The organism is Streptomyces sp. NBC_01618 (assembly GCF_045209435.1).
In the GTDB taxonomy this organism is placed as follows: Bacteria; Actinomycetota; Actinomycetes; order Streptomycetales; family Streptomycetaceae; genus Streptomyces.
In genome coordinates, this window is the sequence record NZ_CP109297.1 from 572,408 (window position 1) to 585,005 (window position 12,598).

The 12,598-nt window shown below is 69.7% G+C and carries 10 protein-coding genes; 5 read left to right on the top strand and 5 right to left on the bottom strand.

Annotated elements, in window-relative coordinates; translation table 11 throughout:
• Positions 1-2: 2 nt before the first annotated feature.
• Entirely contained in the window at positions 3-683 is a 681-nt protein-coding gene (locus OH735_RS02625; protein WP_406379096.1) for a dienelactone hydrolase family protein, read from the bottom strand.
• 153 nt (positions 684-836) lie between these two features.
• On the opposite strand from OH735_RS02625, the gene OH735_RS02630 reads away from it, so the two are divergent.
• Positions 837-1,061, top strand: coding sequence for a hypothetical protein (locus OH735_RS02630; protein ID WP_406379098.1), 225 nt, complete (start codon positions 837-839; stop codon positions 1,059-1,061).
• A gap of 43 nt (positions 1,062-1,104) precedes the next feature.
• Positions 1,105-1,317: a hypothetical protein gene (locus tag OH735_RS02635; protein ID WP_406379100.1), complete on the top strand. Its 213-nt coding sequence runs from the start codon at positions 1,105-1,107 to the stop codon at positions 1,315-1,317.
• Between the two features lie 99 nt (positions 1,318-1,416).
• Here the strand turns inward: OH735_RS02635 and OH735_RS02640 are convergent, their stop codons facing one another.
• Entirely contained in the window at positions 1,417-1,641 is a 225-nt protein-coding gene (locus OH735_RS02640) for a hypothetical protein (RefSeq protein ID WP_406379102.1), read from the bottom strand.
• Between the two features lie 6 nt (positions 1,642-1,647).
• On the opposite strand from OH735_RS02640, the gene OH735_RS02645 reads away from it, so the two are divergent.
• Together OH735_RS02645 and OH735_RS02650 are read left to right on the top strand one after the other, a co-directional pair.
• The gene (locus OH735_RS02645) at positions 1,648-4,725 is read left to right on the top strand and encodes an AAA family ATPase (RefSeq protein ID WP_406379104.1); all 3,078 of its coding nucleotides are present in this window, start codon (positions 1,648-1,650) and stop codon (positions 4,723-4,725) included.
• A gap of 490 nt (positions 4,726-5,215) precedes the next feature.
• A complete protein-coding gene (locus OH735_RS02650) occupies positions 5,216-8,965 on the top strand; it encodes a S8 family serine peptidase (RefSeq protein ID WP_406379106.1) in 3,750 nt (1,249 codons plus the stop codon).
• Here the strand turns inward: OH735_RS02650 and OH735_RS02655 are convergent.
• The 3 genes from OH735_RS02655 to OH735_RS02665 form a co-directional block, all read right to left on the bottom strand.
• On the bottom strand, positions 8,950-9,258 hold the full coding sequence (locus OH735_RS02655) for a DUF6328 family protein (RefSeq protein ID WP_406379108.1): 309 nt from the start codon (positions 9,256-9,258) through the stop codon (positions 8,950-8,952). The two genes, OH735_RS02650 and OH735_RS02655, sit on opposite strands and share 16 nt — an antisense overlap.
• Positions 9,259-9,571: 313 nt before the next feature.
• Entirely contained in the window at positions 9,572-9,802 is a 231-nt protein-coding gene (locus OH735_RS02660; protein WP_406379110.1) for a hypothetical protein, read from the bottom strand.
• 136 nt (positions 9,803-9,938) lie between these two features.
• Complete coding sequence (locus OH735_RS02665; protein WP_406379112.1) at positions 9,939-11,351, bottom strand: aminopeptidase P family protein; 1,413 nt, start codon at positions 11,349-11,351, stop codon at positions 9,939-9,941.
• Between the two features lie 219 nt (positions 11,352-11,570).
• Here OH735_RS02665 and OH735_RS02670 point away from each other — a divergent pair, with 219 nt between their 5' ends.
• Positions 11,571-12,554, top strand: a complete 984-nt coding sequence (locus OH735_RS02670; protein ID WP_406379114.1) for a LuxR family transcriptional regulator — start codon at positions 11,571-11,573, stop codon at positions 12,552-12,554.
• Positions 12,555-12,598: the final 44 nt, after the last annotated feature.

A 12,598-nucleotide genomic window follows, 5' to 3' on the forward strand; every position in this document is an offset into this window, starting at 1 on the left:
CCTCAGGGCCGCCCTTCCTCCAGTCCCGGACGCAGGAACCACTGACACGCCGCTGCCGCGACGTCCTCCAAGGCACCGGGCTCCTCGAACAGGTGCGTGGCCCCGGGAATCACATGGAGCCGGTGCGGCACACGCAGTTGCTCGGCCGCCTCCTGGTTCAGCATCAGTACGTGCCCGTCGTCGCCGCCCACGATCAGCAGCACAGGGGATCGCACCCGGCTCAGCGCCTCGGCCGCCAGGTCGGGGCGGCCGCCACGGGACACGACGGACTGGACACGGCCGGGCCGCTCGGCCGCCGCCACCAGGGCTGCGGCGGCCCCGGTGCTCGCGCCGAAGAGCCCCAGAGGCAGCTCCGCCGTGACCGGCCGGCCGCCGAGCCAGTCGACCGCGGACACCAGACGGCGCCCGAGCAGGCCGATGTCGAAGCGGTACTGCCCCGACACGGCGTCCAACCGCTCCTCCTGCTCGGTCAGCAGGTCCAGCAGCAGCGTGCCCAGCCCCGCCGCCCGCAGGGACGCGGCCACGGCCCTGTTGCGCGGGCTGTGGCGCGAGCTGCCGCTGCCGTGGGCGAAGAGCACCACCCCCGCGGCCTGCTCGGGAATCACCAGGTCGCCGACGATCGCCGATCCGTCAACAGGTATGGAAACCGCTTCGGAAACCGATTCGGAATTCACCACTGTCATCGTCTCCTTCCCGGGGTGCGCCGCCGTGCGGCGGCCCTCGCACGGAGCGGGATCGTCGGCGTGCACGGTGCGACGTCGTACGCGCGCCCCCGACGCGTCCGGGTCCGTGTTCCCACGGTCGCGCGAGCAGTCGCCGCAGGCCACCTTTGAGTCATGGCGACACCACCGATCACCATCCACGCACCGACGCCGTCCGGCGGCCGGCCAGTGACCGTGCACATCAACAGCCACGACGAGAAGCTCGGCATGGCAGACAGCGATCAGGACCTCGTCGTGTTCCTCGCCGACGCCGGGCCGGCGAACCAGGAGCTGATCCTCGACAACCCCTCCGCGGTCCAGTGGCAGGGCGCCGCAGCGCATCGCTACGAGAGCGCCTGACGCACCGCGCGCGTCGGCGCCCGAGCGGGCGCACCCTGAGGGCATGGGTGCTCCGATCGTCGTGCACCGCCCGGCACCGGGCACGGGCGGCCGGGCGGTCACCATCAACGGTGGTCTCGCCGGCCTCGCACACAGTGACGGCGACCTGATCGGTTTCCTCCGGCAGGCCGGGGTCTACGACGCCGAGCACCTCCTCGACGATCCGACCTGGATCGAATGGCGCAACGGCCCGGCCCACTGCTACGAAGCGGAATGATCGGCGGGACGAGCGCGTGTGCGCTCGTCCCGCCGGTCCCGGACCCACCTCCGTCGAAACGGCGGGGACATCACGGTGTGCGCTGCGAGGCGCAGGCAGTTACCGGTTGATCGCTTCTTCGAGCACCACCAGGTGCCCGTTGCCGCTGAGCGACGACAGTTCGGTGTCGGTGACGCATCTCACCTTCACGGTATTGAGCGTCAGCGTCCCCTCGATGTGCACGGTGCTGGTGCCGTTCACGAAGTCCGCCTTGCCGAGATCGGTGGCCGCTTCGGGGCGGGGTGAGCTGTCCAATACGGAGTGGGCTCGGATGGAGAGCAGCACTCCACAGTGATCGTCTTTTACACCACGCCCGTAAACATGGCCTACCCCCCTGCCGCCCCGCCTTGTAACCTCTGGTCATATTGTTCACGGAAGACGACGGTTCGGGCACGCCGTCGTCTGTCTCCCACAGTGGGGCGCATGTCTACCAGCGATTCCGACACACGCAGCCTACTGGCGATCGCATCACCCGGCTTGGTCGGACGCGAGCGCGAACTCGCCGCTCTGAGAGCAGCGTTGTCCGACCCGCCGGTGGTCGTGCTGGTCGAGGGCGAGGCCGGGATCGGTAAGAGCCGACTGGTCCAGGAGCTACTCGCGGCGCATGCCCCGGCCCGGCAGCGGGTGCTGCTGGCGGTCTGCCCGGCTGTTCGACAGCCCTTTACGCTCGGGCCGGTGGTGGACGCGATCCGACCGGCGACCGAGGATGTCGCCCGGCTCGGCCTGAGCGGGCTGGCGGGGGCGCTCCGGCCGTTGTTCCCCGAGTGGGCATCAGCGTTGCCGCCCACACCCGACCCGGCCGAAGACGCGGCAGCGGCACGACACCGACTGTTCCGGGCCATCGAGGAGATCCTTGAGCGGCTCGAGATCGGGTTGCTCGCGGTTGAGGACGTGCACTGGGCAGATGAGGCCACCCTGGAGTTCCTGCTGTTCCTGGCATCACGTCCGCAGCAACGCATCAGTCTGCTCGTGAGCTACCGCCCGGAGGAAATCGCGCCGGACTCCCTGCTGCTGCGGTTGTCGTCGCGGCAACCGGCGGGAGCCGCGCGGCTGCGGCTGTCGTTGGAGCCGTTGGATGTTCCCGGGACTGCTGAGATGGTGTCCTCGATGCTGGGTGGGGAACGGGTTTCCGACGAGTTCGCGACCATCCTGCACGACCGGACCGACGGGCTTCCGCTCGCGGTCGAGGAGACCGTCCGGCTGATGTGGAACCGCGCTGACATGACCCCGCGGGGCGATTCCTGGGCGCGGCAACGACTGAGTGAGATCGACGTACCGCCGACGGTGCGGGACGTCGTACTGGAACGCGGCGCACGGCTCGGCCCGGCGGCGCAGGCGGCGTTGCGCGCGGCCGCCGTGCTCACCGACCCCGCCCCCGAGGACGCCATCGTCGATGTGATGGCTCCGGAAGGCGATCCAGCGAGTCGGCTGGCGGGCCTGGCGGAGGCGGTGGGTTCGGGGCTGCTGAGGGAGGACACCAGCGGGCTGGTCTCGTTCCGGCATATGCTGGCGTGCCGCGCGGTGTACGAGGCGATTCCTCTGCCACAACGGCGGGCGATGCATCTGCGCGCCGCACACGTCCTCGGAGGCGCCGCCCCGTCCCCGGTCGCCCAGCTGGCGCGCCACTTCCGGGAGGCCGGCGACACGACGGCATGGTGCCGGTACGCGGAACAGTCTGCCGACCTCGCCCTCGCCTCGGGTGACGATGCGACGGCGGTCATCCTGGTGCACGATCTGCTCACCAACGCGGACCTGCCGCCCGCCGACGTGGTGCGGCTGACCGGCAAGGTTCCGTTCTGTCTGCTCAGCGGGCACGAACGCTACCGCGAACTGATGGACGCTCTCCGCCTCGTGCTGGACACCGGTGAGCCGGCGCCGAGCGAGGCGGCGGAGATCCGCTTCCATGTCGCCCGGCTGCTGCAGCAGACGGAGGCATTCGAGCAGTCCCGGATCGAGATGGAACGAGCGCTGCCCGACCTCGGGCACGACCCGGCGAAAGCAGCCCGCGCAATGATGTTCCTCGGCCTGCCGTACGGGACGACGACACCGGCGGCCGAACACCTCAGGTGGCTGCGGCGCGTTGCGCAGGTGCCGGTCTCGATGGCGCCGGGGGACCGGCTGAACATCCGGGTCGGGCGGGCGAGCGGGCTTTTGCTGCTCGGCGAGGAGGAGGGGTGGGCGGAAGCAGCGTTGATCGCCGATGACGCGTCCACCGCCGCGGAGAGGCAGCAGATCACGGTCGGCCAACTCAACGTCGGGCACATGGCGCTGATCTGGGGGAGATACCCGGAGGCGAGGCGGGTGCTCACGCTGGCCGTTGGGCTGGCCGACAGGTATCAGTACCGGAAGCAACGTAGGCTCGGGCAGGTGACGCTGGCTCACCTGGACTGGCTCACCGGAGACTGGGACGGGCTGGCCGACCGGGCCGGATCGCTGGCCGGTGACGAGGAACTCCTGCAGCCGGTGAGCCGCCTGGCGCCGGCCATGGTCACCGGCTTGCTGTATGCGGCCCGCGGTGACCAGGACAGAGCGGACGAGTGCCTGCGGCTCGTCCTTGAACAGGCGGACCGACATGGCGGTGCGGAGTATTCCGTCGAACCTGCCGGCGCCCTGGCCAGGCTCCGGCTCGGCGCCGGGCGGATCGACGACGTACTGCAGCTGACCGACGAGCCGATCCGGTTCCTGGAACGCAAGGGCACCTGGATCTGGGCCACCGAACTCGCCCCGGTCCGGGCCGAGGCGCTACTCATGGCCGGCCGCGCCGACGAAGCCGGCGACCTGGTCGACGCTTTCACAGCGGGAGTGCGCGATCGCCGCGCACCTGGTCCGCACGCCGCCTTGTCGACCTGCAGGGCGATCCTGGCCCAGCATCAAGGCGATCCCCTCAGCGCCGCCGAACTGTTCGCGCGTGCGGCCGATGCGTGGCAGGGCCTTCCGCGGCCGTACGACGCCCTGCTCAGCCGTGAGCGACAGGCCCGCTGTCTGCTACGTGCGGACCAGTCCGATGCGGCTCTCTCCCTCCTTACGGAAACCTTCCAGGGGTTGTCCACCCTCGGCGCTCGTGGTGACGCCGAGCGCGTCATGCACACACTGCGTGCATACGGTGTCGGGGTGAAGCGTCCGTCGTGGCACGGTGGACGACGAAGCTACGGCGATCAACTGTCTCCCCGTGAGCTCGACGTAGTCCGGCTGCTCGTCGGAGGCCGGACCAACCGGGAGATCGCCGGTGTCCTCATCCTGTCGCCGAAGACGGTCGCGCGGCACCTGGAAGGAGCGATGCGCAAACTTGAGGTGTCGTCCCGGACGGCGCTGGCCGTGAAGGTTGTCGAAGCCGGCGTCGTCGACGGCAGGGCCGGCGCCCACCGTTAGGCGGGCGCGGAAGCAAAGATGGGTCATCTGCCCAATCGTCCGGTAGCCGGTGCGCGAACAACACTCAACGGCATGGAATCATTACCTCCGCCTGTCGCCGTTCATCTCCTCGTGTCCGCAAGGCTTCTGGCGCACGGTCGAATCTGACGGATCGCCTCGACCGGCCCATTCCTTCTGGTTTCCCGACGAGGCCGGGTTCCGGGGCGAGCCCCGCAGGCCGACCGACCGGTGCCAGGCCACTGCCGCAGCAGCGGGACGCGTCGTTCGCCGCCCGGCGCTGTACCACCGATCCGCCCGAGGCAGGACCGGCCGGCACCCACCACATTCGTCGCAGCCATTCGGCGCGATGCGCGATCCCCGCAACCGCGCGGTATCCGCGCGCATCCGCGCACATTCTCCCCTCAGAAAAGGTCATTGCCGTATGAGACAGTCACCACCGGCTGGGGCAACCAGGTTCCCGCCCCACCTGACCATCCCCATACTCCGGCGCTTGCCGCACCGCTCACATCGGGCACTCACGGCGCTGCTCGCCGCGGCCTGTGTGGCCGGGACGCTCGGCACCTCCAGCATCGCCGCCGCCGAAACGCCGACCAGCCGGGCGAGTCAGCCACAGCAGAACGGCCCGGTCGTCGCCACACACACGATCACCCTCGTCACGGGCGAGGTCGTGACGCTGGAGCGCCACGCCAACGGCCTCCAGGCGGCGACGGTCGCGCCCACGCCCGACGGCACCCCGGCGGCGTTCTCCACCATGAAGGTGGGCGACGAGGTCTATGTCATCCCTGACAAGGCACAGCCGTACCTTGCCGCGAACGAGCTCGACCGCGAGCTGTTCAACGTCACCAAGCTGGTCGAGTACGGCTACGACGACGCGCACCGCACCGCCGTACCGCTGATGGCGACCTACGCGGGCGCGCCGGGCAAGGCGGGCAAGGCGCTCAAGCACGCCGCGCCGGCCGGTTCGGTGAAGGACGACGAACTCCCCAGCGCCAACGCGGTGGTGCTGCGCGCGAGCAAGAAGAAGGCGGCGACGTTCTGGGAGGCGGTCGACGACGACAGCACCGCCGCGACGACCGCACCGAAGCTCGCCGATGGCATCAAGAAGCTCTGGCTCGACAAGCCGGTCAAGGTGACGCTGGACCAGAGCGTGCCGCAGATCGGCGCGCCGGAGGCGTGGGCGGACGGCTACGACGGCACCGGCACCAAGGTGGCCGTCCTCGACACCGGTCTCGACCCCAACCACCCCGATGTGGCAGGGCGGGTGAAGGAGACGCAGAACTTCACCGCCGACCCCGACGCGGTCGACCACCACGGTCACGGCACGCATGTCGCCTCGACCGTCGCCGGCTCGGGTGCCGCGTCGGGCGGCAAGTACAAGGGTGTGGCGCCGGGCGCCGACCTGTACATCGGCAAGGTCCTCAACAACGCCGGTGAAGGCCCCCAGTCGGGGGTCATCGCCGGCATGGAGTGGGCGGTGGCCGAGGGTGCGGACGTCGTCAGCATGAGCCTGGGTTCGGAGGCCCCCAGTGACGGCACCGACCCGCTCAGCGAGGCCGTCAACCAGCTCACCGCGTCCTCCGGCTCGCTGTTCGTCATCGCGGCCGGCAACACGGGCCCCGGCAAGGCGACCGTGGGCGCGCCGGGTGCCGCCGACGCCGCGCTGACCGTCGGCGCGGTGTCCAAGCAGGACCAGCTCGCGGGCTTCTCCAGCCGCGGCCCGCTCAAGGACACCTTCGCGGTCAAGCCGGAGATCACCGCACCGGGCGTGGGCATCGTCGCCGCGCGCGCCGCCGGCACCGCGATGGGTACCCCGGTCGACGCCAACTACACCGCGGCCAACGGCACCTCGATGGCCACCCCGCATGTGGCCGGCGCCGCGGCGATCCTGGCCCAGCGCCATCCGGACTGGAGTGCGGACCGGCTCAAGCAGGTGCTGGTCGGCACCGCCAAGCAGGGCTCGTACACCGCCTACCAGCAGGGCAGCGGCCGGGTCGACGTGCCCAAGGCCATCGACGCCACGGTCTACTCCAGCCCCGCCGTCGTCAGCATGGGCAAGTCGACGGCCGAGAGCGCGCCGGTCACCAAGACGATCACCTACGTCAACACCTCCGCGGCGGACACCACGCTGTCGCTCGGCCTGGCCTCTTCCGGGGAGACCGGGCCCGCACCGGACGGCACGTTCACGCTCAACGCCACCGGCGTGACGGTCCCGGCGAACTCCACCGCGAGCGTGACGGTGACCTACCACCCCGAGCTCGGCGCCCTGGGTGACTACACCGGTGTCATCACCGCCACCGCGACCGACGGCACCGCGATCCACACCACCGTCGGCGCGACGAAGGGGGTGCCCACCGTCGACCTCACCGTCGACACGATCGACCGGCACGGAAACCCGGCGAGCGGCGAGCTTGCGGTGTTCAACCTGGACACGGGGACTTTCCAGCAGGTCTTCCCCCAGGGCGGAACCAAGACTGTCGCGTTGCCGCTGGGACGCTACTCCGTCATGGGTGTCGTCCACACGAGGGACGAGGTCTCGTCCCTGGTCACGGACTACACCCTCGCCGGCGAGCCCGTCGTGGAACTGACGGCGGACCGGACGGTCACGCTGGATGCCCGGCTGGGCAAGGAGGTCAAGGTCGCCACGCCCAAGGAGTCCGAGGCGGACAACTTCAAGCTCGGGTACCGCCAGCAGCTCCCCGGCAAGCCGGGGATCGACTTCATGAAGCCCGCGGCTGGCCCGATCTGGAACCACACCTATGTGGTGCCCACCAAGCCGGTGACGCTCGGCACGTTCGAGTTCCACTTCCAGCAGCGCAGGTACTCGCCGCAAATCCGGGCGTCCTACGCCGGGCAGGGAGGCGCGCTCCCGCTTACGCCGGTGAACTATGCGGCCCGGCTGTACGACCGCAGCACGCTCCAGGCGGTCGACGCCGGCATGGCACGGCCGGAGGACCTGGCCGGCAAGGACCTCAATGGCAAGATCGCGGTCGTCATCCGCGACAGCACCGTGTTCAGCTACACGAAGTCTGCCGAGCTGATCGCCGCAGTGGCCGGTGCCGGCGCGAAGGCAGTGATCCTCGTCAACGACCGGCCCGGCCCCTTCGCCACCGGCGTGTCGCGCTTCACCGGCACTGCTATCCCGGCCTGGTCCCTCACCCAGGACGAGGGCGCGGTGCTCTTCGGCCGAATGGCCGACGGTCCCACGCGGATCAACCTGAAGGGCATCACAGACGTCCCCCAGGTGTACAACATCGCGATGATGGTCCCCGGTGGGATTCCGGCCGACCCCGTCGACGCGGTCACCGCGCAGAACTCGACCGTGATGAAGTCCCACTACCGCAGCACCAAGGGCACCATGATCGGCGACGTCGACTCGGCGATCCGCCCGAACGAGGGCGTCATCTTCGACGTCCTGAACTTCTTCGACGCGCCGATGGACCGGGAGGAGTGGTACTCCACCGGCAGCAGGTCGCCGATGATGAAGGACATACGGTGGTGGCACAGGATCAACCCGGACCGCACCGACATCAGCCGCAGTGTGAGGGACGAACTCCGCACCTACCAGCCGGGCGAGCAACACGAGCAGACCTGGCTGGGCGCGGCAAACGGCCCGGCGGAGGCCGAGCAGGCGTTCCGTGAGGGTGACAACATCACCCTCACGGTGCCGGAGATGAGTGACAGCCAGGGGCACTCCAGCTACTTCGAAAACGACGCCGACAAGCGGACTGCGCGGATATACCAGGACGGGAAGCTCCTCAAGGAGACGCCGCGGCTCTTGAACACCACGCTGCCGGCCAGCCCCGACCCGGCGACCTACCGCGTCACCCTGGACACCCAGCGCCCGGCGTGGTTCCCGCTGTCCACGCAGACCAGCACCGCATGGACGTTCAAGTCCGCCCGACCGGCGAGCGGCAAGGAGAACCTGGCGCTGCTCTGGCCGAAGTACGGCCTGGACCTGGATGCGCAGAACACCACCCAGGGCGGCAACACCTACGACTTCGACCTGGCGTTCGCGCTCCAGACGGGCGCCACCCCGGACATCGACGGGGTCGAGGTGGAGGCGTCCACCGACGACGGTGCCACCTGGAGCCCCGCGACGGTGAAGTCCAAGACCGACGGCCACTACAAGGTGTCCGTCCGCAACCCGGCATCGGGCTACGTGTCCCTGCGCGTCAAGGCATGGGACACCAACGGCAGCAAGATCGAGCAGACCCTGATCAGGGCCTACGCCGTGCGCTGACCCTCACGGCAGACCCTGAGTCGCTGACCGCGCCCCTGGCACGAGGCATGTCCTTGTGCCAGGGGCGCACCCCTCCGGTCGAAGGCGTCAAGCTCTGGAAACCTGCTGGTGAATGCGGCGCCGAGACGAATGACGAAGGCGATCTGCACACCGGTCTGCACGACGCGCAACTCCTGCAGAAGCTCAACCAGGTTTCGGCCGGCCTGCTCCCCCGGTGTCTCCCGGCCGAACGGATGCGGGCCGCTGTTCGGGTACGGCGGCACGTACCTCGTTGTCTCCTGCTGTGGGGCCATCCGTGCGGCTCATCCGCTCCCGCACCACCCCGCGCCACATCCGCTACCAGGTGGGCGAACAGCTCGGTCACGGCGTCTTCGTGGTGGCATGGACAGCGTTCAACGTGCGGATGCGGCGACACGTCGCGGTGAAGATCACGCCAACCCACCGGCGCGAGCCGGCGAGGAGCCGGGACCGTTTCGCCCCCGATGGATCCACGGCAGGCACGCCGCGTTGGACCCGCCGTGCGCCGGTCGCCCCCGCCCGCTTTCAGGCCGGACGGGGGCGACCTTGTCGTACGCGGACGTCAAGGAATTCACAGAGCTCTGGAGATCACGGAGCGAAGAGGTGGCCTGCGGCGACCGCCGAGGCCACCGTCCCTCCGGCCAACATCGCCGAGGCCGCGAAGAGGGGACCCTCGGCGTCCACGTCTCTGTCCAGCAGCGCGTCCCGGCCGCGCAGCGGCATCCGGGATGTGATGGCTGTGCCCGTGATCGTGTCCGCGGTCATACCCGTGCCCGTGGTCATGCCCGTGTCCGTGGTCATGCCCGTGTCCGTGGTCATGCCCGTGATGGGGATGGTGGTGCTTTCGGTGGCGAGGACGGCTCTCCAGGCCGGGCTCCTGCGGCACGCCCAGGCGTTGCCGGTCAGCACCCGTTCGATCCGGCGGAACCGGCACCGGACCCCTTCTTCGACGCACTCAACCCGCGAACCGGGCCATCCACGCCTCGACGTCGTCCGCCGACCTCGGCAGGCCCGCTGACAGGTTCTCGTGCCCGTCCTCGGTGACGACCAGATCGTCCTCGATCCGGACGCCGATGCCGCGCCATTCCTCGGGCACGGTCAGATCGTCCGCCTGGAAGTACAGGCCTGGCTCGACGGTGAGCACCATGCCCGGCTCCAACACGCCGTCGACGTACTCCTCGTTCCGGGCCATCGCGCAGTCATGGACGTCCAGACCGAGCATGTGACCGGTGCCCGCCATCGTGAAGCGGCGCTGGAGGCCGAGTTCGTACGCGCGGTCGGCCGGGCCTTCGATGAAGCCCCACTCGACCAGCCGGGCGGCCAGGTGGCGCTGGGACGCCTCGTGGAAGTCCCGGTACGCGGCGCCCGGCTTGACGGCGGCCATGCCGGCCTCCTGGGCCTCGTACACCGCGTCGTAGACCTTGCGCTGCACGGGCGTGAAGGTCCCGCTAATCGGGAGGGTGCGCGTGACGTCGGCGGTGTAGAGGGTGTGCGTCTCCACGCCCGCGTCGAGCAGGAGCAGGTCGCCGGGGCGCACCGGGCCGTCGTTCTCCGTCCAGTGCATGATCGTGGCGTGCTCGCCCGCGGCGCAGATCGAGCCGTAGCCGACGGAGTTGCCCTCGAGGCGTGCGCGGCGGAAGAACGTGCCCTCGATCCACCGCTCGGACGACGCGATCGCCCGGGAGAGCTCACCGATCACGTCGGTGAATCCGCGCACGGTGGAGTCCACCGCCTTGCGGAGCTCGGTGATCTCCCAGTCGTCCTTGACGAGACGGAGATCACTGAGCGCCTCTTCCAGTTCGGCGTCGCGCTCCTCATCTGTGGTGACGGCGGCCTCCAGGGACGGGTCGAGATCCCGGACGATCCGGGTCGGCGCACCGGAGGCGGCGGCCAGGTCACCGGCCGCCGTGCGGACGTCCCGGCAGGGCAGACCGAGTACGAGTTCCGACTCGGCGAGGGAGCGGCGCCGGCCCATCCACAGCTCCGCCGTGTAGCCGACCCAGAACTCGTCGTTGTCCCTGCTGTCCCGCGGCAGCTGGTAGCAGTAGGCGTCATGGCCGCCGTCCGCACGGGGTTCCAGGACGAGCGCGCCGTCCCGGGCCTGGTCTCCGGTCATGTGCACGTAGCCCGAGTACGGGCGGAACGGGTAGGTGTCGTCGTTGGAACGGACCTTGAGATTCCCCGAGGGAATCACGAGGCGTTCGCCGGGGAAGCGCGCGGAGAGCGAGGCGCGGCGGCGGGCCGCGTACGGAGCCTGCTCGCCAAGCCGCACATCGTTACGCTCGGTGTCCGCCCACCCCGTCCGCATCAGAGCGGACAGTTCCTCGGAGATCCCTGAGTAGAGACCGTTCTTTCGGCCTTTTGCCACGACATACACCTTCTTCTGGGTGGGTTCCTCAACGGCGAGGAGCGGGAGAGAGCCCTACGGACAGGCCGAGCTCCCTCCCGGTGCGGTCCGGGCGCCCTCGCTGCCGCCGGTCTATGGCGGCTCCCGGACGGTATCCCGCACCGCGCGCATTTGGTGCCGAAGGCTGCCACTGGCACAAATCGGCCACAGCCCCGACAGTAGCCGTCGATAATGCACCGTATGACGAACGCGAAACTCGGCGAGGCCCTTCTGCTTCTGGGAATCGATCACGCGGCGGGCCAGGTCTATCTGGCGCTGCTGGAGTTGGCCCCCGCTCCGCTGAGTGTGATCGGAACCGCGGCCGGTCTGGGCGGTGCGGAACTAGCCACGGCGTACGGCGCACTGGTCGACGCCGGTCTGGCCAGTGCCGCCGGGGCGGACGGGGACGTGGTGGCCCCGGTTCCGCCCACCGCGGGCCTGGAGATCCTCGCCCGGCACCGGGCGGCCGAGGTCGAGGAGTCGCGCATCACCGTCGGAGGCGCGTTCGAGTCGTTCCGACGACAGCGGCTCGCCTCGTACAACGACAATCTCGTCGAGGTCGTCACCGGCGACGCCGTCGGCCCCAGGATGCGTCACGCTTGGGCGAGCGCCCGCGATCAGATCCGGCAGTTCGAGTCACCACCGTATTTCCCCTTGTCCGGGGCCACGGACGACGCGCTGGCCACGCTCGCCCGCGGCGTGACGCAACGTGTCGTGTACTCGCGCGCGTCGCTGGAGCATCCGGGCCACCTGAAGGAAGCCATCGAACCGTGCATCAGGGCCGGCGAACAGGCCAGGGTGCTGCCGTCGGTGCCGGTCAAACTCGTGATCATCGACGAGGCGTACGCACTCGTGTCGTTGTCGATCAAAGAGGCTGACGTGCACAACAGCATGCTGGTCGTGCAGCCGTGCGGCCTGTTCTCCGCGCTCGTGGCACTGTTCGAGCAGTCCTGGCAGAGCGCCCTGCCGTTCCACGGCCGCACCACCCGCCCAGGCGCTCTGCCACCCGCAGACCGCCGCCTGCTGTGGCTCCTCGCGGGCGGTGCGAGCGACGACGTCATCGCCCGCGAGCTGGGAATCAGTCGCCGCACGCTGTTCCGCCGCCTGCAGATCCTGATGGCCCAACTGGGCGCCGCGAACCGCTTCCAGATGGCCCTGCAGGCACAGCGCCGCGGATGGTTGTGACCGGCACACTGCCGGACGAAACCGACGCGAGCACCTCGAACGTG

Coding starts and splice junctions, on each gene's coding strand:
- OH735_RS02660 (WP_406379110.1), bottom strand. CDS start 9,802: ATGACCACGGACACGGGCATGACCACGGACACGGGCATGACCACGGGC.
- OH735_RS02655 (WP_406379108.1), bottom strand. CDS start 9,258: ATGGCCCCACAGCAGGAGACAACGAGGTACGTGCCGCCGTACCCGAAC.
- OH735_RS02630 (WP_406379098.1), top strand. CDS start 837: ATGGCGACACCACCGATCACCATCCACGCACCGACGCCGTCCGGCGGC.
- OH735_RS02670 (WP_406379114.1), top strand. CDS start 11,571: ATGACGAACGCGAAACTCGGCGAGGCCCTTCTGCTTCTGGGAATCGAT.
- OH735_RS02625 (WP_406379096.1), bottom strand. CDS start 683: ATGACAGTGGTGAATTCCGAATCGGTTTCCGAAGCGGTTTCCATACCT.
- OH735_RS02635 (WP_406379100.1), top strand. CDS start 1,105: ATGGGTGCTCCGATCGTCGTGCACCGCCCGGCACCGGGCACGGGCGGC.